Annotated in this window: 18 protein-coding genes; 2 read left to right on the top strand and 16 right to left on the bottom strand. The window is 44.3% G+C overall.

Features of this window, described 5'->3' with window-relative positions; genetic code table 11:
• Window positions 1-373: 373 nt before the first annotated feature.
• The 6 genes from SNR34_RS21095 to SNR34_RS21120 all read right to left on the bottom strand — a co-directional run bounded on the left by SNR34_RS21095 (window position 374) and on the right by SNR34_RS21120 (window position 7,265).
• The gene (locus tag SNR34_RS21095; RefSeq protein WP_486180115.1) at window positions 374-1,591 is read right to left on the bottom strand and encodes an MFS transporter; all 1,218 of its coding nucleotides are present in this window, start codon (window positions 1,589-1,591) and stop codon (window positions 374-376) included.
• A 452-nt stretch (window positions 1,592-2,043) separates the two neighbouring features.
• Window positions 2,044-2,736: a hypothetical protein gene (locus SNR34_RS21100; RefSeq protein WP_486180116.1), complete on the bottom strand. Its 693-nt coding sequence runs from the start codon at window positions 2,734-2,736 to the stop codon at window positions 2,044-2,046.
• 263 nt (window positions 2,737-2,999) lie between these two features.
• Window positions 3,000-3,812 (bottom strand): carbohydrate ABC transporter permease, encoded by an 813-nt coding sequence (locus SNR34_RS21105; protein ID WP_486180117.1) that lies wholly within the window; start codon window positions 3,810-3,812, stop codon window positions 3,000-3,002.
• 46 nt (window positions 3,813-3,858) lie between these two features.
• Complete coding sequence (locus tag SNR34_RS21110) at window positions 3,859-4,731, bottom strand: carbohydrate ABC transporter permease (protein ID WP_486180118.1); 873 nt, start codon at window positions 4,729-4,731, stop codon at window positions 3,859-3,861.
• Window positions 4,732-4,734: 3 nt separating this feature from the next.
• Window positions 4,735-6,006 carry an ABC transporter substrate-binding protein gene (locus SNR34_RS21115; RefSeq protein WP_486180119.1) on the bottom strand — a complete coding sequence of 424 codons (1,272 nt, stop codon included), beginning with the start codon at window positions 6,004-6,006 and terminating at the stop codon, window positions 4,735-4,737.
• A gap of 44 nt (window positions 6,007-6,050) precedes the next feature.
• Complete coding sequence (locus tag SNR34_RS21120; RefSeq protein ID WP_486182498.1) at window positions 6,051-7,265, bottom strand: LLM class flavin-dependent oxidoreductase; 1,215 nt, start codon at window positions 7,263-7,265, stop codon at window positions 6,051-6,053.
• A gap of 288 nt (window positions 7,266-7,553) precedes the next feature.
• Between SNR34_RS21120 and SNR34_RS21125 the strand changes: the two genes are divergently transcribed.
• Window positions 7,554-8,426: a helix-turn-helix transcriptional regulator gene (locus SNR34_RS21125; RefSeq protein WP_486180120.1), complete on the top strand. Its 873-nt coding sequence runs from the start codon at window positions 7,554-7,556 to the stop codon at window positions 8,424-8,426.
• Window positions 8,427-8,606: 180 nt separating this feature from the next.
• On the opposite strand, the gene SNR34_RS21130 is transcribed toward SNR34_RS21125, so the two are convergent.
• The 10 genes from SNR34_RS21130 to SNR34_RS21175 all read right to left on the bottom strand — a co-directional run bounded on the left by SNR34_RS21130 (window position 8,607) and on the right by SNR34_RS21175 (window position 21,949).
• On the bottom strand, window positions 8,607-9,752 hold the full coding sequence (locus SNR34_RS21130; protein ID WP_343261023.1) for an aminoacyl--tRNA ligase-related protein: 1,146 nt from the start codon (window positions 9,750-9,752) through the stop codon (window positions 8,607-8,609).
• Between the two features lie 19 nt (window positions 9,753-9,771).
• Window positions 9,772-10,026 (bottom strand): acyl carrier protein, encoded by a 255-nt coding sequence (locus tag SNR34_RS21135; RefSeq protein WP_343261024.1) that lies wholly within the window; start codon window positions 10,024-10,026, stop codon window positions 9,772-9,774.
• 12 nt (window positions 10,027-10,038) lie between these two features.
• Complete coding sequence (locus tag SNR34_RS21140; RefSeq protein WP_343261025.1) at window positions 10,039-11,190, bottom strand: nucleotidyltransferase domain-containing protein; 1,152 nt, start codon at window positions 11,188-11,190, stop codon at window positions 10,039-10,041.
• A 1-nt stretch (window position 11,191) separates the two neighbouring features.
• Window positions 11,192-13,168, bottom strand: a complete 1,977-nt coding sequence (locus tag SNR34_RS21145; RefSeq protein WP_486180121.1) for a PEP/pyruvate-binding domain-containing protein — start codon at window positions 13,166-13,168, stop codon at window positions 11,192-11,194.
• Window positions 13,169-13,185: 17 nt separating this feature from the next.
• The gene (locus SNR34_RS21150; RefSeq protein WP_486180122.1) at window positions 13,186-14,901 is read right to left on the bottom strand and encodes an ABC transporter ATP-binding protein; all 1,716 of its coding nucleotides are present in this window, start codon (window positions 14,899-14,901) and stop codon (window positions 13,186-13,188) included.
• Window positions 14,902-14,920: 19 nt separating this feature from the next.
• A complete protein-coding gene (locus SNR34_RS21155; protein ID WP_486182499.1) occupies window positions 14,921-16,660 on the bottom strand; it encodes an ABC transporter ATP-binding protein in 1,740 nt (579 codons plus the stop codon).
• A gap of 450 nt (window positions 16,661-17,110) precedes the next feature.
• Window positions 17,111-18,748, bottom strand: a complete 1,638-nt coding sequence (locus SNR34_RS21160) for a carbamoyltransferase family protein (RefSeq protein WP_343261029.1) — start codon at window positions 18,746-18,748, stop codon at window positions 17,111-17,113.
• Between the two features lie 20 nt (window positions 18,749-18,768).
• Complete coding sequence (locus tag SNR34_RS21165) at window positions 18,769-20,283, bottom strand: BtrH N-terminal domain-containing protein (RefSeq protein ID WP_486180123.1); 1,515 nt, start codon at window positions 20,281-20,283, stop codon at window positions 18,769-18,771.
• Complete coding sequence (locus SNR34_RS21170) at window positions 20,280-21,293, bottom strand: LLM class flavin-dependent oxidoreductase (RefSeq protein ID WP_343261031.1); 1,014 nt, start codon at window positions 21,291-21,293, stop codon at window positions 20,280-20,282. The genes SNR34_RS21165 and SNR34_RS21170 overlap by 4 nt, the downstream gene beginning before the upstream one ends.
• Before the next feature lie 11 nt (window positions 21,294-21,304).
• Complete coding sequence (locus tag SNR34_RS21175) at window positions 21,305-21,949, bottom strand: helix-turn-helix transcriptional regulator (RefSeq protein WP_486180124.1); 645 nt, start codon at window positions 21,947-21,949, stop codon at window positions 21,305-21,307.
• Window positions 21,950-22,589: 640 nt separating this feature from the next.
• Here SNR34_RS21175 and SNR34_RS21180 point away from each other — a divergent pair.
• Window positions 22,590-23,597: a hypothetical protein gene (locus SNR34_RS21180; protein ID WP_486180125.1), complete on the top strand. Its 1,008-nt coding sequence runs from the start codon at window positions 22,590-22,592 to the stop codon at window positions 23,595-23,597.
• Window positions 23,598-23,732: the final 135 nt, after the last annotated feature.

The raw sequence follows: 23,732 nt of genomic DNA on the forward strand, positions 1-23,732 counted from the left end.
CATATCGTTTGCGTCTATCGTATTTCGCGCGTTTTTCAAGTTTTTGAGTTGAATGAGTTTTTTCAGATCTTTCATCGATTTCAGCTTGTTCATCATTTCGGATTACCTCCACTTCAATGCATCCGGATTGGCTTCATGGATCGTTCATGCCGGTGAACGTTCCACGTTCTATAATCTTAGGCAATGCCGGAAACGAAGTCTATCGGACCGATGGAGCAGAGGCACACGCTCTGAAAACACAACGCAAAAAGGCATGAGTCCTTGGTCACGCCAAGCTCACGCCTTTCTTCTAACATTGCATTAAAACTTGCCCAATCGCGTATGACTTAGGCTGGCAGACCTGCACAGGGAATGATTGGTTTTCTTATGCCGTCTAATCCTCCAGCTCCCGCCCCTTGGTTTCCCGGCCCAGAAACAATACCGCCGCGGCTCCGATCAGGATCGTGACGAAGAAAATGGTGAAAATCGTGCTGATCTGCACCTCTCGCTGCACTAGCATGCCGACCATGAACGGGGCGATGACGCCGCCGATCCGGCCGACCGATGTCGCCAAGCCCACGCCCGTCGAACGCACTGATGTCGGATAGAGCTCCGGACTGTAGGCGTAAAGCCCGCCCCATGCACCGAGGTTGAAGAAAGAAAGGAAAATCCCTGCCGTCAAAATCGCCGCTTCCGTCGTTGCCAATCCAAAGGCAATCGCGCTCACTGCGGTCAGGGTCAGGTAAACGACCAACACAAACTTGCGACCAAACCGTTCAATGAAATACGCGGCGGTGAAATAACCCGGCAGCTGTGCCAGCGTCATGATCAACACGTACTGGAAGCTCTTCACCAGCGTGAAACCTTTGGCCATCACGACCGAAGGCAGCCACAAGAACATGCCGTAATACGAAAAAATGACGGTAAACCACAGAATCCACAGCATCAGCGTGGTACGGCGATGCGGAACGGACCAGACAGTAGCCACTTTTTCGCGGAACGTCGTTTTGCGGATGGTCGTGTTCTCCTTGAACCGTGGCGGGTCTTGGATGACTCTGCGCAAATAAAGCGCATAGATTGCGGGCACCGCGCCGATCGCAAAGGCAATGCGCCAGCCGTATTCCGGAATGACAAAGTTCGCCACCAGCGCGGATACGATCCAGCCGCCCGCCCAGAAGCTCTCCAGCAGCACGACGGCCCGGCCGCGTTCCTTGGTCGGAATCGACTCGGATACCAGCGTCGAAGCTACCGGCAGCTCTCCGCCCAGACCGATGCCGGCCACGAGGCGCAGCACGCACAGCACGGCGAATCCGGTGGCAAGCGCGGACAACCCGCTTGCGATCGTAAAAATTAACAGCGTCCAGATCAGGATCGCCCTGCGGCCGTAGCGATCGGCAAGCGCTCCCGCAAGAAGCGCGCCAAGCGCCATGCCGATGGAATTAATGCTGGTGAGCACGCCCACCTGACCTGCGCTCAGGTTCCATTCCTTGGCCAGCGCAGCCACGATGAAGGAGATCATGCCTACCTCCATCGCATCGAACAACCAGCTCATGCCGGCACTGAATAGCAGCTTGCGCTGCTTGGGATTACGCAATACTTCCAGATTGCTCATTCGATCATTGCTCCCTCGATCTCGTAATCGTCATAATGACACTAACCCATTATTATGCAGAATGATCCAGAAAGCAATGAAAAATACGTAGGAATGACCAACCGTTTACAGCCTGGTTGCGGCATTCATCCTGTTAATGGGAGAAAATAAAAAAACAGGATGCAACAACTCCTTGCACCCTGCGCCCTTACCTTCAAATTTGCCCTTTAAAATTTATATTCTGATATAAACCGCAAAAAAATATCCGCATGTTAACGGAGAGGCAGAACCAATCCGGAGAAGCAGAGCCGTCGCTTGAAAGCCTTCTGAAAGAAAGCTGCGTCGGAAGCATAGACTGTTCTCCGGATTTTCCCTTTGAAAGATGGAATTTGAATAAATCTGGGGATCCCAGCGATCGGAAGATGTTTCTAACTACGTAGTGGCTCCGTGTAAAAATCATTGGTTCAACTGATCTAATCGCTGCGAACCGTGGATAAAGAAACGAGAACCGGGCTGGCAAAATCGGATGCTTCCTCGCCTTTCGGATTATGAAGGCGGAACAGGAACGCATCTCCCGTTTCCGATTCCCACACCATGTAGTCCCACACTCCGTCCTCGCCCGAGGTTTGAAGATACAGCGCCGCAAAGCCCAGCGGATGTTCCACCAGTTCGCCGCTGTAATCGGCCACCTCGCCGTGGGCACCCAGCTCTTTCTCGCCCGCGGCCCGAAGCTCTTCCAGATTGTATCCTTCAGGCAGCGGTTCGATATCTGCATAATAATCAGCGTTTTTTTCCAGCGACAGACGGCCTTTCTCCGCATCAAAAGCAAATCCGTCAAACACGTACAGGGAAAATCCTTCGCCCTGATGAAGCTGGGCGGTCAGCGTCTGATTACCTTCCGGCGTCAACAGGCCAAAGCTTTCGCTCTGCGGACGTTCTGTTTCTGTAGCCGACGGTGACGTTCCCTCATGATCCTCACCCGGTTCGTTGCCCGGATTCGGTTCTCCTTCCCCAGCAGAAGGGGAAGACTCGGGCGCCTCCGTATTTTGCGATGGAACAGATGATTCAGGCGAAGAAGACGGTGCGTTCGTTCCGGAACAAGCCGCAAGCATAAACACCAAGGCCAACATCGGTACGCTCTTCCATACGTTAGATAACGAAATCATGGCAGATCTCCCTTTCGATTCGGTAAGCTCACTTACCTTTGTTACACTTACATACCCAAACGCGCTCTGGATTAAAAAGGTTACCGATATAAACGAAAATAGGTCCTCGTCCCTCCATTTCCCATATTACAAACCATAAACATCCTTTTAGTTTTTTACCTACCCATATACCTTGCAAGCACTTCATTGGCAATTCAGCCAGAATGCAACGCTCACAAAAAACCGGATCGAACGTTAAGTTCGATCCGGTTTCATGCATCTTTCTATCCTTTCAGCGATCCCGCCGTCATGCCTGCCACGAAATACCGCTGCAGCATGATGAACAGCGCGATCATCGGAACGGCCGTGATCAACACGCCGGCGAGCAGCATCGGATAGTTGGTGACATACTCGCCCCGGAACTGCATCAGCGCAAGCGGCAGCGTCAGCTTGGACTTGCTGCTCAGCATCAGCATCGGAATCAGCAGGTCGTTCCAGACCATCACGAGCAAAAAGGTGGTCGTGGCCGCCAGGGACGGCGCGGCCAGCGGCAGCGCGATGCGGGTATACAGCTTCCACTCACTCGCGCCGTCCATGCTGCCTGCCTCCAAAATTTCGGCATTCAGCATGCGCATGAACCCGGTCAGCATAAAGACGGAAACCGGCATCAGCATCGCGGCGGATACCACGATCAGCCCGGTCAGGCTATCCGACCACCCCAGCGTGCGCGTCAAGGAATAGATCGGCAGCATGCTGACCTGTGAAGGTACGATGAGCCCTGCCACGAACATGGCAAACACCACCTTGCCCACACTGCCTCCCCAACGGACGATGGCGTAGGCGATCATGCTGCTGAGCAGCAGTTCGATCGCAACGGTCGAGAGCGTGACGATCAGGCTGTTGCCAAAGTACTGCCACATCGGCTGGTTGCGAAACATGCCCGTGATGTTATCCCATGTGAACGGGTCCGGCCAGCCGAAGGGGCTCGTGAAGAAATGGCTGCTTGTTTTGAACGACGAGATGAATACAAAGTACAGCGGCACCAGAACGAGCAGTGCATAAATGAGCAGAATCAGGCGGCTAAACCATTTAAACAACTTGAAAACTCCCTTCTGCCTCGGCTCAGTGACGGATGTTCCGATATCAGTAGCTGACGCGATCGGCGCGCAGTGCTTTGAATTGCAAGAGCGTCAGCAGCGCAAGCAATACCAGGAAGATCATGGACCCCGCAGAGGCCAGACCAAACGAGTAACTGCCAAAGGCGGTATGGTAAATGTAGGTCGTCAATATTTCGGTCGCATAGTTGGGTCCGCCATCGGTCATCGTGAAGATCAGGTCGAACGCCTTGAACGATTGAATCGTCGTATACGCCACCACAATCGTTGCCGATGGAGCGAGCAGCGGCCAGGTCACGTTGCGGAACACCTGCCATCTGCCGCCTCCGTCCATGCGTGCCGCTTCGTACAACTCGACCGGGATGCTTTGCAGGCCGGCAATGAAAACGATCATCATTTGTCCGGCATGGGCCCACACCTGTACAAATGCAATGGAATAAATCGCGATGGACGGATCGCCGATCCAGTTGCGCGCCATGCTTGTCAGGCCAATCTCATTCAAGCCGTAGTTGATCAAACCGATGGACGGATCATATAAGAAAGCCCAGATCAGGCCGACCGATACCGAGGACAGAATGGCCGGCAGGAAATACAAAGCCCGTAATACAACGCTTCTTTTGCTATTGCGCACGAGCAGCAATGCCAATACCAGCGAAATAAACGTTTGCGCGATGACCACCGTCAGCATGAACTTGACATTGTTGCCAAAGGCTTTGTGGAAAACGATGCTGCCGAGACTGTCCTTGTAGTTGTCCAACCCCACAAATGCATAGGACGGGGAAACCCCGTCCCAATCCGTAAAGGAGTAGAACAGCCCCGTCAACGTTGGAAACACGAACAGCGCAGCGTACAGCAGCAACCCGGGCAGCAGGAACAGGGATAGCTGAAACCGATTTTTCATGGCTTATTTCCCGATATTCTGATCAATGATCGCCTGGGCTTGCTGCGCCGCCTCTTCGGGAGACGTGCCGCTCAGCACGGCCTGGATCGAGTTGGTGACCGCCTTTTGGTTGTCCCCGTTCAGAATCGTAAAGCGCGGCTGGAATACCGTTTTTTTGCCGGACCAGCCGCCTGCCACCTGTAGCTCCGGCGAATCGTATTTTACGTTGTCCACCGTTACGTTCTGTCCGGTCGCATTGGCATACTCGGCAGCCACGTCGGGCTTGCTCAGGAACTCGATGAACTTCTTCGCTTCCTCCGGATGTTTGGATTTGCTGTTCACTGCCAACATAAATGTGGTGGTATGCACGCCCTCATATTTGGCCTGGTCGGCGCTGACCGTAATCGGAGCAAGCAGCCCTTGTTCCAGATTCGGATTCTGCTGCTTGTTCTGCGCGAGCTGGTATGAACCGCTGGCCAGCATGGCCGCTTTCTCTTGAATGAAGAGCGCTCCGGCCGCAGCGTCTTTCGTTCCGAGCGCGTTCGGCTGGAAATATCCCTTGTCGTTCAATTCTTTGATTTGGGTCAGCGTTTTGACCCAGAATTCGTCGGTCAGCTTGGCTTCACCGGCTTCTACTTTTGTAAAAATGTCGTCACTCGGCGCATTGTTCATGACCATGGTGTTCATGAATTGCCCTGGTCCGATATCCGCTCCGGCAAAAGCAATCGGAATAATGCCATTATCCTTCAGCGTTTGGGCTGCCTTTAGGAAACCATCCCAGTCTGTCGGCGGCGTGAGGCCGTATTTTTCGAACAGTTTGACGTTATAGATTGGCATGTTGTACACGAGCTGGTATGGAATGGCATACTGCTTGCCATCCTTCTGCCCGGCTTCGATCAGTTTCGGATTATAAGACGACAGGAAGGAAGATCCCGTCAGATCGGTGAACAGTCCTGCTTTGGCAAAGGCCTCGAACTGCGCGCCCGGAAACGAAGTAAACACGTCGCCTACCGAACCGTCACCCAGCTTGGACTGCACCGTGGACTGATACTGATCGGAAGGAAGGGTCTGCATTTCCACCTTGATGTTCGGGTTCTCCTGCTCGAAGGCGGCAATCGTTTTGTTCAGCGCCTCGGAGTCTTCCCCGCGCCAGTGAATGAAGCTGATCGTCACCTTGCCCGAAGAATCCGAGGAGCCGTTTCCTCCTTCAGCCGCCCCGCTGCCGCAAGCGGACAGCACGATGGACAAGATGAGCAGGCTGACCAGGGGAAGCAGCATTTTTTTATGTTTTTTCATAAACATTGACCTCCAGATGAATAGTGAAATGAATTCGCCAAACCTTATGGCTGCGGCTGATGCTGCTTACGCCGTTCGTTCCATTTGCTGTGGATGAGCGGAAGCGTTGTGCGGCCGAAATTCTCAGCCTCTTCCAGGTGCGGGTATCCCGACAGGATGAACGTTTTCACGCCAAGGTCGGCATATTCCAGCAACCGTTCCGCGACCTGGTCCGCCGTACCTACGATCAGAATGGCACCCCCGGAACGAACGACGGACAATCCGGTCCAGAGGTTTGGTCCAACAACAAACTGCTGTTTCTCGGACAACTCCCGCAGCTCGTTCTGTCTGCGCTGATTGGTAGCATCTGTCTCGGCAAATGCCGCCTTCGCTTTTTCGATCGCTTCAGGCGGCACCTTGCTGATAATCTCCCACGCGGCGGCCCATGCTTCTTCTTCGGTATCGCGCACGAGCACTTGCGCCCGCATGCCGTAACGCATGTCGCGCTTCTGCCCCGTCTCCTGACGGATCTGCTCGCGGATCGTTTCGATTTCTTCGATCTGTTCCTGAATCCAGTCGTGCGGTTCTCCCCACATCAGGAACGTGTCCGCATGTTCCACCGCAATGCGTTTGGCAATGGGCGAGCTGCCTCCCAAATAAAAGGGCGGGTGCGGGTTTTGCACCGTTTCCGGCATGCCTACCGGCGCTTTGAAGTGGTAATATTTCCCCTTAAACTCCGTCTGCGATCCCTGCTCTTCTTCGCCTGCTCCGCTGCCTGTGAATTCCGTCAGATTCAGGCCGGATGCTTGGGTCCAGGATCGTTTCATCACTTCCATGTATTCGCTCGCCCGTTCATAACGTTCATCATGGGCATGAGCGAGCGGGTCGCCGAGCTCTTCCAAATCTTTGACCGAACTTCCGGTGACCACGTTGATCATGGCCCGTCCGCCGGACAGCTGATCCAGAGCCGCCCCCATCCGGGCAGCGAGTACAGGAGCCACCAACCCGGGCCGCACGGCGACGAGCGGGCGCAATGTCTGCGTATGGCTCATGACGGCCGAGCCGACAACCCATGCGTCCAGACACGCTCCACCCGTCGGAATCAACACGAATTCAAAACCAGCCGTTTCCGCCGTCTGAGCGACCTGCACCAGGTAATCCAGGCTTGGCTCTCTTTCCGGCGCAACGCCTACATATTTTCCGTCTCCCGCCGTCGGCAAAAACCAGCCGAACGACAATTCCTCGCGTTTGCTCTCTTCGTGTTTACTCAACATGGTCATTCCTTTCATCCGATAATTCTCCTGATCCCCTTTTTCAAAGGGAAATTCAACTTATATAGCTACTCATCGCTCTGATCATCATATTCTCAAATGCCTATTAGTTAACTTGGTTTAATAAGGTATGCACATCATAACAATTGATTTGTCTGTGATCAATGTCATTTTACGGCGACTTAAATTTGTCATTTTGTGGTCAATATAAAAAATGAAACGGATTCCATCTTGAATATGTACAAAACCCACCTGTATAATAGGTTATATACTTCTAGGGATAAAAGAGGTGTTCCCATGATTGAGCGCATGAAGGAGGACCACCACGAATTTTTGGATATCATTTTTTTCACTCCATCCGAATTCGAAAAATCCGGCGGAGCCTGGCCGATCCGCATCGGCCGCAACATGGCCAAAACCAACTATCACATTGGACCGCGGACCACGCCGTTCCATTATTTGTTGTTCGTGCTGGAGGGCGAGGGTACCTTCATTCAGAACGGGCAGCGTCATGCACTGCGTGCGCGAGATGCCTTCTGTCTTTTTCCCCACATCACGCACGAATATTGGACCCATCCGGAAGAACCTTTGCAAAAAATTTTCATCGCTTTCGACGGAAAACTGGCGACCGAGTTATTGGCACGCATCGGCCTTACGCCAGACTCTCCACACCGCTCAGGCGTACTCACGCCGGAAACAGCGAATGGCATGCGTGCTTTCATGGAGGAGGTTCGCGAGCCCAAAGGAGGTTCAAGCGACCTGGGCCGGCTTACCCGTTTTCTGGGGCTATTCGACCGGATCAGCCGTTCACCGGCAGCCCGTGAGCTTCAGCCCGACGTCTCCATCCCCTGGCTTCAAAAAGGCAAGGAGTACATGGACATTCATTTTGCGGGAGGCATTACGGTGGAAGGCGTATCGACGCATGCCGGGGTGGATCGCACCCATTTCGCGAAACAGTTCCGCAAAGCCTACGGTCTTTCTCCCGTGCAGTATATCCAACAGCTCAAAATGAACCAGGCCAAGCGTTTGCTTGTTCAGACACCGCTGACGTTAACCGAAGTCGCGCACTCGGTCGGTTATCCTGACTTGTTTTCGTTCTCCAAAGCGTTCAAAAAGCAGGTCGGGCAGCCGCCCAACCGATACCGGGTGATGGAGCGCAGCAGAAACTAAGCTTCTATTTCTATTTCGAATGTTTGGACATTTGACGGAGTATTCAACAAAAAAAGGCTATTTTACTGTCATGAATATGACCGTAAAATAGCCCTCAGTCCCTTTCTCACCTCCTCCCATCCCCCTACAAAAAGTGCAATGGCATAGAAATCCTTCCTTAGAGTTTTGCCTCTTGAGGGGTTACAAAGTTAACATGGCATAATCAGCCGGTAACTGTGATGTCAGTGAAGAAGGCCAATTCGCAATATCTGTACCATAAGTTTCCAAAATTGCATACACCCAACGATCGATTCCAAATGCCACACAACCGGAGTGAAGAAACTCATTTTTTGCGTTCGTTATCAAAAATTCTTTGCAAAGTGTATCTTTCACATTATTAAAGGACGCGATAGAAAATGCAGAACCGCGATTTTTCATTTCAGCTATCAACTCAAACTTCATACTTGACATTAGTTGATATTGCTGTTTGATTGCATCCTTAGGGAAATAGAATGGGTCATGTGCAGTCTCAATCTTCCCTGACATCCCTAGTCCCACAAAAAGTTCCCATATATCTTTCATAATGGCTGTGCGTGTTTCTTCAACAAAATCGGGTGAACCGATAAACACGATTTCCCTCATTTTAAATTCGCTTAATCGATGCTGCCCTAAACGCCAAGGAACCTCATGCCTGAAACAGTTACCTGCAGCTGTCAAAAGCACAGGTTGTTCCAATGTACGGTTCTTATACTCAGCATAGCAATGAAAACATACTGCCGGCGAAAGCAGTTTAGTAGAGTCCCTAAGATGTTGCTGGTAATTGTCATCCTCTCTCACTTTTTCAAGCGTGACATTGCGATGTGGAAATTCCGAAACTGCATAAAGATTTTGGGGGAAACTTTTAATATAATTACAAGTCTCCAAAACATCTTTATCAATCATGGAGGGGTACGATCTCAGAGATGCCTGCAGCGATTTGGCATACTGGCTAATCTTTTCGTCAATTGCCTCGTACAATATGACTGCAGCATCTTTTTTTAGGTTTCCATTAAATAACTCTGAGAGCTGTTCTTCATCTATGACATGTGAATCTAAAGAAAATCCATCATGCTCATGCAACGTCTGGACAGCAAATGGCCGGATCCCCTGTTGCTGTTCTATGAGTCGATTGACCGTTTCATCTATGGCCTCCAAGTTGGCCTCTGCTTTTGTTTCAATACATATAACCCCTTGATCTGTATCCAAATAACAATTTGACACTTCTTCGATACTGTATATAAGCTTAGAGAGGAGTGCCTCAGCTTGTTTTGTGGACAATCTCCCCTTAGTGACATAGGTTCTTTTCATTCTTCTTCCCCCTTTAACGTTATTTTCTTTTTTCAAGCAATTGGGCTATTTTTAATACCGTACGGAAATTTTCCAATAATAAATCCTCATCCTCAAACGTAACTTGAAACTCTTCTTCAAGCGAAACCAACATCCGGACCGTACTCATCGAATCAAGTCCGTAATTGGTCAAATCGGCATCATCATTGAATGCCTCCTCTATAGCTAGTTCACTAGCAACCTTAGATTTTACTGCTGTAATCAGTTCTTGACTGGTTAGTATATTTCCGCTCATGTAATCGCTCCCTTAAGATTTAGTGGATAAAGATTGTTTATAGCTATCAAGCTTGCTTCCAGAAGTCAATTGATCTCTGTTCGAATCGCTGAAAAATCTTTCAATAAACGGTTTTTCCCATTGGACTTTACGGTTGTAATCCGCCTGTCCGAACTGATCAATTTCAGTAATGTTCATCTCTTGTACATTAGCCATAAATTCATTTCCATAGTTTTCTCTATACAAAAAATTGCAAAAAAACAAACTGTAATACATGGAACTAACGGCATTTAACTGTTGTGCACGTTTATACACCATTTGCCAATCCAACTGTTCATTTATGCTCAGCAAATATTCTCTGAAATCGCAAAATTTAATAAGCGAAAGCTCTTCACCCATCGTAATCCACTTCACATTGCTTGCCTCTTTATATAAATGAATGGAAATATGGAGTAAAAAATCAATTTGATCTAATCTGTCAACCTTTATTTCCAATAACGTACTTTCCTTGGCATTCTGCATTAAGGATTGCGTTGCCTGAAAATCCTTTTGCAGATCCACATCATAGGAGAAGTCTACCCTTACGCATTTTAAGAACGGGTTTTCAACCATTTTCACATGAGGATGCAAATTACCTGCGTTCATTTTCCACATTAAAGCTTCTTCTTTCTTAGCGGGAATGATCTCTTGAGAAGCCCAATCATAATCGCCAATATCATATCCTTCTTCAAGCAGGGCGTTGGAGACCTTGGTTCGATCTTCCGGTCGAATGATGAAATCGATGTCATTCAATGTTCGAAGACCATAATCGCCATACAACTCGGGAGCAAGGATTACGCCTTTGACCGGAATCACCTTGATCCCCTTTTTCGCAAAGTGTCTGAGAAGGTTAGCAAGTTCTAGAAACAACAGATTGTTTTTTTCCTTGTTGCCCAAATAGTTATATTCGAAAAGCCGCTTGTACTGCATGTTCACTTTATCTTTATGGTCCAATCGTATAACATGGCGACTGGAAAGCTGCAGCACTTTATGTTTTACTGCAATGGCCGTATACCTTCCCACATCGAAACCTTCTTCAATTATAGTCCCGATCTGCTTCTCTTCTTCTGAGGTAAGTGCGATTTTGGAAGTCAACAAGATGAGTCGTTCTTCATTGTTTAACTGGTCATAATTTAAGTGATTCATACTATACGCTTTCCTCCAATCGAATAATCGCTTTCTCTGTAAACAAAACTTCCTCTTCATCTTTCAACGTTTCATACATCTCACCGCTAATCATCGCAGGGATCCCCGCCTCACGAAGCAAAATGCTCAAATGACATAAAACGGCGCCTTTTTCAAATATGAATCCGCTAACATAGGGAATCAGCGGTGCTAATGATCTTTTGGGAAAATCGCTCACCACGATAGGTTTATCGGATCCGATGCTATTAAAAATAGCTTGCTGGAAATGGCTTGAATTTATCTTTTCAATATAAGCTTGGGTCGGAATCACATTAATTTCATGAATTGTGCTAAATAAATTATCGAGTGCGTCGGCTGAAAGTCTTTTGACTTTACCTTGGCACGATCCATCCGATAAAATATTGAATGCGGTAGAGAATTGTGAATTCTTTTCCTGAGAAAGATCGAAAAATGTAACGCCTCCTTCCACTGGGGAAGAGGTCCACTCCACGCTTGCATTACTCAACTTGCTTTCAAGCAGCGTCGTTAATTGGACGATCTGCAAAATCTCACTTTGTTGTAAGATACACTCCGTTTCATCCTTCAGTTCGCATCTTTTCCATGCCCCTCTATCGGCATCGTATGCATAATAGAAGGCTGTACTATGAATTTCTGAAGATAGAACTGTTCCCTCCAACGTTACTTCATAACGCGACGGTATGCCCCCATCCTTCCAAAGCGCATTGAACCCACCGTTAATAGCCTCAATATAAATTCGATCGCCAACCTGCTTGGAATAACCGGACTTTCCTGCATGCAGGAATTCCGAAACGCATATGGTTGAAACTCCTTCACTGCACGAAAACATGGGGTTTCTTAATGCTTTCAATATATCTTCAGGGGTATTAAAAGTTCGAATAAGCCCATGATCCGTTTTCAGCTCAACCAGCTTGGTCTTGCAATGTCTCCCTATTACTTCAACATCCTTCATCGTTAATCTCGCAGTATCGACACATAAAAAACCTAGTACCGCAATCCGAATATGGTGTCTCTTTAAAACAAGCCTAGTCCAATACTTTTTGTTTAGATGCTGATTCAATAGTTCAAGGCAACCTTGATTGGGCTGAGCGAGCAGGAAATGCAGCGATTCCTCTTCTATCCATGTTCCATGTTCTAATGTTTTAACTGCCGCCTTACTAGTTATAGGTCTGCATTGGGTAATGTAGAGTTGTTCCTGTTTGACCCCCCATTCCAAATCGACGTGGCACCCCATGATCCTCTCTAATTCGAATATAAGCATCTGCAGTTCGGTCAATATTTCCTTGCTGAGTTTATTATCTTTCTTAGGCACTTCCCATCGGGACATTTTACAGACATGCGGAACAGCAATTCCATCCACTAGTTTCCCACATTCTCCCTCAACCATTTCAATCCATATGCATTCATCCGCATCGATTGTTTCTTTGAAAGAAGAGAACGCAACACCTGAAACATCAAACTCCACGAATTCTTGGATAATTAAATGGATACTTTCGGGATAAGTTCCGGTTACGGAATATACTTTGCTCGAAAAGGCGCTGTTCCAGCAAGCAACCATTCCTTGCCAAATTGTTGATGCTTCACCTGACACGATATGGCTCTCATAGACACCCGCCATACTACTTGTTTGCGTATCCTCATTGTCAGCCGAACTTCTTATGATGAAAGGCGGCTTAAGAAATTTCGAAATATCATTTAATAAAGATTCCGTATCACTATCCATAATAAGATTGTCTAACAAAGATTCGAGAAGAGAGTCACGATATAAAACCCATTCCCCTTGAATGACATCCATAAATTCATTGTATTTTTCGTTGTAGTGAAGTAACTTCGTTAATATGCTGAAAGGTATAATAACTCCTCGCGGCACCGTTATATCATGCCGGATTAATTGCCCCAGTGCGTTTGCTTTGCCACCTGCCTCAATATGTTCACCTAAATGGATAAAGGAATTTTTCATCTTAACCTTCCCTTCAGCTAGATCGCTTTTTGTTGCAAAAACATGTTTCGGTACACATGATTTTTTTCCAAAAGCTCATCGTGTTTTCCGCTTATCACGATTGATCCCTGATCTAGCAATACCGTGCGATCCGAAAACAACACGGATTGAAGACGATGGGTAACAATAATTAAGGTTATCCCTTGCAAGTGATGTTTTACGTCCCGAAGTAAACTATACTCGGATTCATGATCTAATTGAGATGTTGCTTCGTCAAAGACTACGATTCGGGGCTTCTGCAAAATTACCCGCGCAATCGCCAGCCTCTGCCGTTGACCGCCCGACAAATTGATTCCACGCTCACCGAGCATCGTTGAATACTGATCCGGTAATCCTTCCACCCAAGTATCAATCTGCGCGATTCGACATGCTTGACGAATTTCATCCATTGAAGCTTTTGGATTGGCAAGCAGCAAATTTTCTTTGACCGAAAGATTGAACAGAATACTTTCTTGCATAACGATACCGATGTTTCGGTTGATCTGTTCAACAACAGTTTCATGTATGACAACTGACCGATTTAACCACACTGCGCCATGGTCAGGTTCAACAATTCCCAATAGTATCTTTGCGATCGTTGACTTCCCACTACCGCTCCTTCCTACAATGGACACACATTCTCCCGCCTGAATATTCAATTGGATATTTTTCAGCACTGCATGCTTGGCTGCCGGATAAGTAAAACTAACCTCTTTAAAAGATATCTCCCCGTTGAAATGAACCGGTTCAACCCAGTTCTTCTGTTGCTTCATCTCAATATCCACGCTGTCCAGCACACGCTCTATACTTGGCCTTTGTTCCTGAAGTTGGATATCCAACTCATTGACATTTCCCAAACTTCGGAACGTTAAATCGTAATAACTCATAAACAATACCAGACTGCCAATGCTCAACTCACCATAGATAATAAGAAGGCCTCCGACAAAGTAAATATTCAACTTGGTAATAAAAAAGTCCTTAATAGAAATAAAGGTTCTATTCATACTCCAAAAAAGCTGTTTATTAAAGAACAATTGACTTAATCGATGCCAGTAGGAAGTGAATTGAATTTCTTGTTTCTGTTCTAATCCAAAGGACTTAATTTCCTTCCATTCTTGTAACACTTCCTTCAACCATTCTTCGTATCTCCCATAGACATGACGATAAGATTCAGATGTGCGATATACCGATTTTCCCAGCCATTTCGTCATCCAGAAGGACAGCGGAATCGATACAAAACCGATGAGAGCAAGTTTCCAGTTAATGCACAGCATAACAACAGAAAATGAAACGATCAGAACAACATGATAATAGTATTGAATGATATGTTTGTCTGGATACATCGCAAGCAAGTCAACATCATTGTCGATGCGATTTTTCAATTCTCCTGTTCCTAGAGATTGGAATTTCCCGTTGTAGTCGCGCAAATAATTATTCCACATCTTTTTTCGAATCATAATTGCCAGCAAGTTAGATAACCGATTTGTTTTTTGGGCGGAGTATGTTAATAACCCTGTTTCAAAAACATAGGAAACGATGTAGCCTGTGATAACGATCCACAGCAGTTCCAATTGGCCTGAAATGAGCACACCATCTACTAACAACTTGTATAAGTAGGGCGTTCCCAGGACGATTAATAACAACAAGAAACGGATCGAGCTCAGCAATACATAGGGATTCCGGCTGCCAGCAATATACTTGTTGATCTGCCTCATGAACTTGATTCGATCGGATTTAAGTACGTTCATATGCTGCATACCACTCCTTCTGTTCCGAATACAAATCATGGAATACTGAACAATTTTGCATGAGTTCTTCTATCTTCCCCATTCCCGCAACAGATCCCTGATCCAGTACGATAACTCTCTCTGCCTCTGCGATCATAGAGAAATTATGTGCAATTGTGATAATCGTTTTTCGAGATCTCAAAGACCGGATAACTTGACGTAAAGCTTGCTCCGATATGCCGTCCAAGGCAGAAGTCGCCTCATCAAATACAATAATTTCGGGATTCCTGATCAGCACTCTGGCAATGGATATCCGTTGCTTCTGTCCTCCAGACAGGCCTTCACCGTTGCTGTTTAAAAACGTATCTAACTGGTCAGGAAGCTGCTCTATTTCATTTGCAATGCCAGCTTGCCTGCAGGCCTCCCATATGGCGTCATCCGTGAAATGTTTTTCTCCCATACAAATGTTATGGCGAATGGTTCCTTTGAACATTACGGGCCTTTGATGTACTACTCCAACCATTCTCCGCAGCTCCTTCAGCGGATATTGTTGGATAGGAACTCCGTCCAGTTCGACGACACCTTCATCCGGTTCATAGAAACCCTGCAGCAATTGGATCAAGGAACTCTTCCCCGTCCCGCTTTTACCTACTATAGCAACATGTTCTCCATACCTTATAGTGAAAGAAAGCTGATCAAAAACAGGCTTTTCATTGTAAGCAAAGCGTACATTCCGAAAATCAATGCTCGTTCTGGTAGAATAACAACCATCTCCTGTTTTGCGTTCCTCACTTTGTCCCAAAATCGCAAATACACGATTGACCGACACAAAATTTTTCTGTAACCGCATATGCGCCTGAGCAAGATTACGAAACATATCGCTAATGATCGTGTAGTACATTAATGTCGCGATAACCCCTCCGACTGAAAAGGACCCGTTAACCACCAGAATACTTGAAAAAATAAACAAGGTAAGCTGAACAAGAAGTACCACCAATACATTTATTCGTTCTGATATGAATTCAATCCGATCTTTTGCAATTTTGGCCCTAGTAAGCTCCACATGTTTACCGATGAAAACAGAGTTGTTTCTTCTAACTTGCCCAAATATTCTTATTTCCCTCATACCCGATAACATCTCGAGCACCCAACTCGAAATCTTTCCATACAATTCTCGATGAATAAACGTTTTTTTGTACGCTCTCTCATTTATTTTCTGATTGATAAAGTAAGAAACCGGCACCAATACAGCAACTACAAGAGCCACTTTGACATTCAACACAGCTATAAAACAAAAAGCGCTAATCACTTTGATGGAGTTGGCGATTAAATAAAAAATATTCCAGTGAATCAAATTCATAAATTCATCTGTATCTTGGTTTATATTGACCATTGCTTCGCCAGTTTCCATTTGGGAGAGCCTGTCTGCCTGTGCGCGAATAAACTTTCGAATGACTTTTCTCCTGATCTCATAGACGAAACGTGTCATCAGGTATGACCATACGGCATTAAGCACGAAATGGAGAGACTGCTCTCCAATGAATACAACACCATAGCTAATTACAATAAGAATAAAAAAATCAATACTTTTCTTATAGAAGACCTCGTCTATCAACAAACTAAATATATAGGGATAGCTCATTGCGATGATGGAGGTCGCCACAACACAAATAAATAAGTTTACAAAACTCCACCGGAACGGCTTCATGAGCTTTAAGACTATTCCTATTTTCCGCTTTTTATCCATCACTCACCTATTTTCTAGACAACTTGTCGATAATTCGTTCCTGGCCTATCTTCAAGCTAACTTGAAGAGACTGTTTTGATAGATTTTCCTCGTCACTAAATTCATGGATAATGTCTTCAGTTAATGCTTGTGCTTGGATGCGAGTTCGAGTTCCCTCTCTAGACACCGTTATAATTTTTGCTTTATATTTTTGGGACGAGCGGTACCAGTTAACATACGAGGTAGCTTGGGCGTCTAGTCCTCCGTCAATCCAAAACTCCAATACGTATTCATTCTCTATCGATGATGGCTTGGGGATTAGATTGGCATTCACTGTATTTTCAATGTCCACCTTATATACGAACAAGGAATAAAATACAAAAACCGATATCGAAAAAACTAGTGCAAGCGATATCAAAGGCGTCTTGACCGCTAAGTGAAAGATTACCCTTGAAACACGATTCTGTTTTCTCATAAAGAAGCACTTTGCTTTTCCAGCAAATAATCCCCGAGTACAAGATAATCTAAATCAATTCTTAAAAAACACTGGACGGCATCCATTGGGCTTTCTACAATGGGTTCGTTATTATCGTTAAACGATGTATTTAATAGTACGGGTACACCTGTCAGCTCATAGAAGGAATTTAAAAGCTGATGAATCCTTGGATTCAGTTTTTTGTTGATCGTTTGAATCCTCCCGGTTCCGTCTTGATGTGTAACGGCTGGAATCACGGAATGCTTCGTTTCGTGAATTGGCGGAACAAACAACATATAATGAGACGGATGGTCCATATCTACATATTCCGTTTGATATTCTTCCAGAACAATTGGAGCAAATGGTCGAAAAGCCTCCCGATGTTTGATTCTTTCGTTAATAATATCTTTCATTTTGGGATGGCGGGCATCCGCGAGTATACTTCTGTTGCCCAATGCTCTTGGTCCAATTTCGGATCGTCCATTAAAAAAACCAATAATATTGCCTTTTGATATAAGGTCTGCGACCTTTGCATACAAATCCGACGGCCGACTCACTTTAATTTTCTCTTTAAAGGCGTCAAGTGCAGCCTCTACTTCGGTTGAAGTATATTCTTTTCCCAAGTATGGACTGAATATTTCATTTAACGGAGCCCATTGCTGTTTTCCTAAAATATAGTGACCATACATGGCACTTCCTACCGCTGTTCCAGCATCCCCGGCCGCAGGTTGAATAAATATTTGTTTAAATGGCGTTTGTGATAAAATTTTATAGTTAGCCACGCTATTTAGCGCAACACCTCCAGCTAAGCACAAATAGTCCAATTTTGTTCTTTTATATAAATAATTACTTAGCTGAACCATCGTTTTTTCAACATGATGCTGCCCTGCGTAAGCCAAATTTGCCTTAATTATAAATAACTCTTTATCGTTCGCAGCCCCATTCAACTGCAATTTAATATACTCAGCCATGCCGGCAGCTTGCTCCTCCGAAAAGTGGTACTCCCCTTCATCCCCACATCTGTAATACTCACTCATTTCTCTGATGAAACGGCTGTCACTGCCATAAGCAGCTAACCCCATCGTTTTTCCTTCCTGCAGGAACTCGAAACCTAGTCCCCGAGTTAACGTCAAATAAAACGCCCCAATCGAATTTTCGAAAACAGGATACTCTCTATCGCGATTAATCCTTCCAGAAACTTGGGATAACAGCTCAATAGACGAGCCACTTGCATGATAGAATGAAATGGTTTCATTCATGTCCGAATTTTGGCTTACCGGGCTCCCATATCCATCAACCACCAGAACCGCCGATTTCTCTAACCCCGAGGCGTAATAGGAACTTGAAGCATGCGCCAAATGGTGATTCATTAGTATGATGCGATCTTTAAAGCGTTCATAATACTTGGGGTCGAGAATATCATTCCCAACGATAAAATCAATATCATCCAAAGATAAACCAGCATGGTTTAACAGATAATCCGCCGACCGACATCTGACCGCTTTTAGACCTAATCCCAAAGAATGCTTTATTCTCGTCAAACGTTCCTCTTCTATTGCTCCTTGAACAACACCATCCACGATCAAACAAGCCGCAAAGTCGTGATTAGATCCACCAAGCCCTAACACTTTCATAGATATTACCTCTTTCTCGGTTATGATAAGGTGATTGAAAATATATGTACGTCTTCATTGGAAGAAAACGTGAGCGCAGCAACCTGAGATGCCTCGCTCAGCTGAAACCTAAGCGCATAAATTCGTCCTAACTGCGGCAACAAACGAACCTCTTCTTTTTCATATAGGGCCAATTGACCCGAGTATCCGATGTCTTTGCTAGAATCAGCCTGGCTGGTTATCCAGTGGTCCCCTTCCATAAGCCATTCTTGAAGCTCACCCAACGAATTTTCAATGAAAACCTGACAAGAGGTTTTTTTCGTGAAAGAAATAAGAAGATCGATCTTCTCAAAATATTGATCTGATCCAATTTCTACTCGTTGACCTCTCGCAATCATATTATCGTGACTGTAACCATCATAGTTCTGCATTAAAAAAGTAGTAGTAGATACTCCCCATATCGCCGTTGATGGCAAATCATGTGCCAAAAAGAAGATGTTATTGCAAAAATCAACCGGTGTATCGAATGAACCGAAAGCCCGATTATTCATTAAGTCACGTATCTCAACATGGTGGTAGCGTTTGACCGGTTGATGTCGAGTTTCACTTGTTTGAACCATGTCTGAAAATTGCTGCAGAATTTGAGCTTCGTCTTCAGCCATATCCTCAAGCTTACTTGCGACTCTTTGCAACATGACCATCGGATCAGCCAAATGGCTGGATTTCAGCAACATAACCCTTAAATTTTCCCAATTCCGGCTGGCCTGCTTCATCTCGGTTACAATGGGGCTCAATCTAACATCATTCATAAAGTTAAGAGCTTCGGCAAACAACAAACGTCCTTGACTTACTTTTATCAAACGTTTGAATAAAGGAGACGCCCACCACTTATCTTTGTACCGCCCAATTTCTTCTTTATAATTGAAATGCTTAATGATATCTTCGGAAAAAGAAATGATCGCTTCCTTCATCCCGTATTCACCCGAGAGCTTGTTCAAAGTATATATTGCGACCTCTTCTATCGAAGGAATAATTTGTTTTTTTTCGACATTCCTGATTGAATAACACACACTGCAATATTGATGCAAATCCTTTAAGGGCAAATGCTCGCGGTGTTTATCATAGAATCCGTCGACACAAATAAAATATTCCTTCTTCTCATCAATGCCAACAACAATCACAAAATGCATATTATGGTATGTCTGATATCCTGGATCCCATGGGCACCAATACGAATCAACGAATAATACTATGGGGATGTTCTCTGCTAGGTATAATCGTATTAAATCCATCATTGCAGAGGTCTTCCCAACCTGATGCTCTTCAATTTTTATGCCGTGATAATACTCCAAAGGTATAAAAGTGTCGTCCATTTGTGTCAGGATACGGTCTCCAGTTATGCTTGCTGTATCGTATTCCCTGTTTCTGAAAGAAAACCCCCACTTCCCCAAAAACATAAGCTCATATCTTTTATTCCATGACAACGCTATAGAGATGATTTGCGACTCTAAACAGTTAAGCGTCTCGTGCTTGAAAGGAGTAATTGCCAAACTCAATGTGGTTCACGATCCTTTATGGAAGTTTTAAAATATGGAATAATATGCTCTCCGATAACCTTACAGACTCCAGCATCCAAATATCCAGAAAAAAGAAAATAATCCACACCTGCCGAGTGATAGTGCTCCAGCTTCCTGCATACTTCCTCGTAGCTTCCTATCACGGTTAATCCTACAGAGCGGCTCACTTTCGAGAGTCCTGCCCAAAGATGGTCTTCCACCCATAGTTTATCGCATTCTGCATATTGCTTGTTTTTGCGAATACCTACCGAATCCACGCTATTGAGGTACATTTTAATCATTTTCTGCTGTGCATCCGTATACATCTCGAATTTCCGATTTGCGATTTGAACTGCTTCTGCCGTATTTTCCGCTGCTAAAATATCCACATACATTCCTAATTTCAAGCTTCTTCCCATAAGTAAAGCCTTTTGTTTCAATACGCTTGCTTTCTCTCTAAAATTCCCGACCGTATCCGCATAACAAATCAATACATCTCCCTGTGCCGCCGCGATATTCAAAGCCTCGTCCGAGCTTCCAGCAATGAATACTCTGGCATCTCGTGTATAGGGAGGTTCAATGGTCAATTGGTTGTAGTTGAAAACGGAACCTTTATAACTTGCCGCTCCTCCCTTTAACAAATGAACACATTTCACAAACTCCTTCGTGCGAAGGTAACGATCTTCGTGGGAAGCAAAATCTGCAGTTGAAAGTGCCTCTTGCTGAATACCACCTGTGACTATATTGATATCACATCGGTTTCCGTAGATCTGCGACACGGAGTTAAGGGCTTTCATAGTTATGTGCGGTTGAAGCAAATTGGTATTTTGAGCTACAAGGAATCGAACTCGACTTGTATATGTAGCAAGTAACATGGTCATAATCCATGGGTCCGGCGCCTGCTTGGCACTAGCTATTAAAATGCTGTCGAATCCACTGACTTCGGCTTGAATAGCCTGCATTGTACATTCATTGACGTTTGATACAGGTAGCGCCCAACAAAATTCCATAAGACCTCCGTCTAATTGTACTTATTTACCATTCGATAAAGCTTTGGTGTAGTGCGAAATTGACTTTTAAACATCTGACAGAAGTGCGATGACGATACATACCCTACTTTGGTCGCTACCTCTTTGATGGAAAGATCGGTTTCCAACAACATTTTTTCAGCCTGCCGAAGACGAATATCATTTAAATACTTTATTGGTGATTTATTAAACACCTTCGAAAAAGTATTGCAAAGGTAAACTGGGTTGCAGTCGATCAATTTTGAAAGATCATATAAAGATATAGGCTGGTTGTAATGCTCCTTAATGAATCGACTAACCAGCAACAATCTTGCATCAATTTTTGTATTTTCAGTTACATTTTCAAGCCGTTTTTTTGTTTCTTTATTCAAGAAAGTCTCTAAGGTTTCCACCAGCAGATCATGTTTTCCAGTTATAAAATATTTTTTTGTAGCGCTTTCAATGTATTCCAAGCTTTCTCTAAACCTTGCGGCATTAGGCAACGTGTACTGACAACACCTTACGGTTACAGCTTCCATAGAACTGTTAACAAGCCTAAACATCAATTCGTTTTGTGTGACGATTTTAACTTTTTCTTTTTGCAATTTTTTTATTTGTGAGGCTATATGAAACTCGATATCTTGTTCTGGAAAAATCATTGTGCAGGTGTTCTTCGGATTAATAAAAATAAACCCTGCCTTAGATAGCATATTTATGTTTATTATTGTCATATTTGACACAGACCCACCCCAATTCCAAAATTACAAAGCAATGATAACACCGCAAAACTTAATAGCCAAGTAAATCTGTAGAATTAAATATGTAAAATATTTTAATATACTCAAAAAGCGCATACCAAGACATACTTCCACAGAAATTTATTGTCGCTTTTGTTTTTCTAAAACGTTTTATAATTCTACCCTATGTAAATCTCCAATTTAGTTTTTTACACTTTTAACATTCTCATTTTTCATCATAGTAAAACATGCCTGTCGATGTAAGGCTTATTTTGTCGAACCTCTTTTTCGTTTCTTGTAAATAAATTAATACTTATAGAAATCATTTTTTTATGCTGCTTTTATCAGCCCTCTGAAATCAAAGTCTCGCTTTTAAAAAGCATGACAGTATTTTCCCTTGACAGTAAATGTATCATTCTGATTAAATAGAACTAATTTTATTAAATTTTTGTAAATTTATGTATTTCATTCTTCCATACTCTATTTGCACTATTTCATACATCTTCATGAATTTTGTTAGAATTTTAAAGCTAATTAAATTGACTGATGTGAGGGAGATATTATGAAGAAAAAACAGTTGCCTATGAAAAAACAAGATCTAATTTCCACCTACAATATAGATGCTAGCTTTGTTTCTATGGCTCTTAGTTATGAATTAACCGAGCCATGGTTATGCAGCAATTTTATTCAATTAAAAAGTTTCAAAGGTAGTCCTCAAAATTTCTTTTATGAATGTCAGCATGAATATGATACGCCATTCTTTGCTGTACAACGGATAGGTAAAGATCTAATCAACAAAAAATGGGAAGATATCATTCAATTTATAATAGATTGTATAGACACTAATTATTACATACTCATGATGGTGAACAAGAAACACCTTTCGGTTTACAAAAATATGGATATCCCTGAATTCATTCACGATGTTTTCATTTACGGATATGATTCCGATCAAGAGCTTGTTTATCTAGCAGGAAACTTCCTTAACGGCAAATACGCCTTTGTAACCTGTACTTTTGAAGAAATAAGAACCGCTTATATCCTTTCTTTTAAAGATGAGTTGTTTGATTGGCTCTTTGGCGTTGTATTATATCAATACCGCGATTCAGAGAGACAAAAAGTGGATCCTGACATTCGGTCACGCATTAAAACTTTACTTGAACATTATCTTAATTCTACTCATATGAATTTACTTGATCTTAATAGAACTACTCATTATGACCGCGAGCAATTACTGTTCGGACATGATGTTTATCGTAATGTTATTGACCACTATGCTTCCAATGAAGATCCTCATATTGATATTCGACCTTTTCATTTATTTCTTGATCATAAAAAATTTATGCTCCATAGATTCAATTTCCTAATTACGAATCAATATATCGAAAAAAATGCAATTGATTTAGCATCTCTTTCAGAATTGGTAACGCTTGCTGAGATTCATAGAAATCTAGTCCTGCGCTTCAATATAACAAAAGAAAGCAAGTTGAAAAATGATGTCTTGAACCGTTTAGATTCCTTCATAGAGAAAGAGCAAGCAGTTTACAAAAAGATAATTTCATTCCTTTAAAACTCCTTTGATTGCAAAAATTCAATATCTCTTAAGACTAGACTTCATACGAGCGCTTGTTATTGTTTTATAAAGAAGAAGATGATCTCCGTATACAAGGGAGATCATCTTCTTCACGTTGGATCCTTTACTCTG

The sequence above is a fragment of the Paenibacillus sp. XP01 genome, from assembly GCF_057364885.1.

Bases quoted from the DNA above. Each gene is read 5' to 3' on its own strand.
- SNR34_RS21095 (WP_486180115.1), bottom strand. From the start codon at position 1,591: ATGAGCAATCTGGAAGTATTGCGTAATCCCAAGCAGCGCAAGCTGCTA.
- SNR34_RS21100 (WP_486180116.1), bottom strand. From the start codon at position 2,736: ATGATTTCGTTATCTAACGTATGGAAGAGCGTACCGATGTTGGCCTTG.
- SNR34_RS21110 (WP_486180118.1), bottom strand. From the start codon at position 4,731: ATGAAAAATCGGTTTCAGCTATCCCTGTTCCTGCTGCCCGGGTTGCTG.
- SNR34_RS21115 (WP_486180119.1), bottom strand. From the start codon at position 6,006: ATGAAAAAACATAAAAAAATGCTGCTTCCCCTGGTCAGCCTGCTCATC.
- SNR34_RS21120 (WP_486182498.1), bottom strand. From the start codon at position 7,265: ATGACCATGTTGAGTAAACACGAAGAGAGCAAACGCGAGGAATTGTCG.
- SNR34_RS21125 (WP_486180120.1), top strand. From the start codon at position 7,554: ATGATTGAGCGCATGAAGGAGGACCACCACGAATTTTTGGATATCATT.
- SNR34_RS21130 (WP_343261023.1), bottom strand. From the start codon at position 9,752: ATGAAAAGAACCTATGTCACTAAGGGGAGATTGTCCACAAAACAAGCT.
- SNR34_RS21135 (WP_343261024.1), bottom strand. From the start codon at position 10,026: ATGAGCGGAAATATACTAACCAGTCAAGAACTGATTACAGCAGTAAAA.
- SNR34_RS21140 (WP_343261025.1), bottom strand. From the start codon at position 11,190: ATGAATCACTTAAATTATGACCAGTTAAACAATGAAGAACGACTCATC.
- SNR34_RS21145 (WP_486180121.1), bottom strand. From the start codon at position 13,168: ATGAAAAATTCCTTTATCCATTTAGGTGAACATATTGAGGCAGGTGGC.
- SNR34_RS21150 (WP_486180122.1), bottom strand. From the start codon at position 14,901: ATGAGGCAGATCAACAAGTATATTGCTGGCAGCCGGAATCCCTATGTA.
- SNR34_RS21155 (WP_486182499.1), bottom strand. From the start codon at position 16,660: ATGGATAAAAAGCGGAAAATAGGAATAGTCTTAAAGCTCATGAAGCCG.
- SNR34_RS21160 (WP_343261029.1), bottom strand. From the start codon at position 18,748: ATGAAAGTGTTAGGGCTTGGTGGATCTAATCACGACTTTGCGGCTTGT.
- SNR34_RS21170 (WP_343261031.1), bottom strand. From the start codon at position 21,293: ATGGAATTTTGTTGGGCGCTACCTGTATCAAACGTCAATGAATGTACA.
- SNR34_RS21175 (WP_486180124.1), bottom strand. From the start codon at position 21,949: ATGATTTTTCCAGAACAAGATATCGAGTTTCATATAGCCTCACAAATA.
- SNR34_RS21180 (WP_486180125.1), top strand. From the start codon at position 22,590: ATGAAGAAAAAACAGTTGCCTATGAAAAAACAAGATCTAATTTCCACC.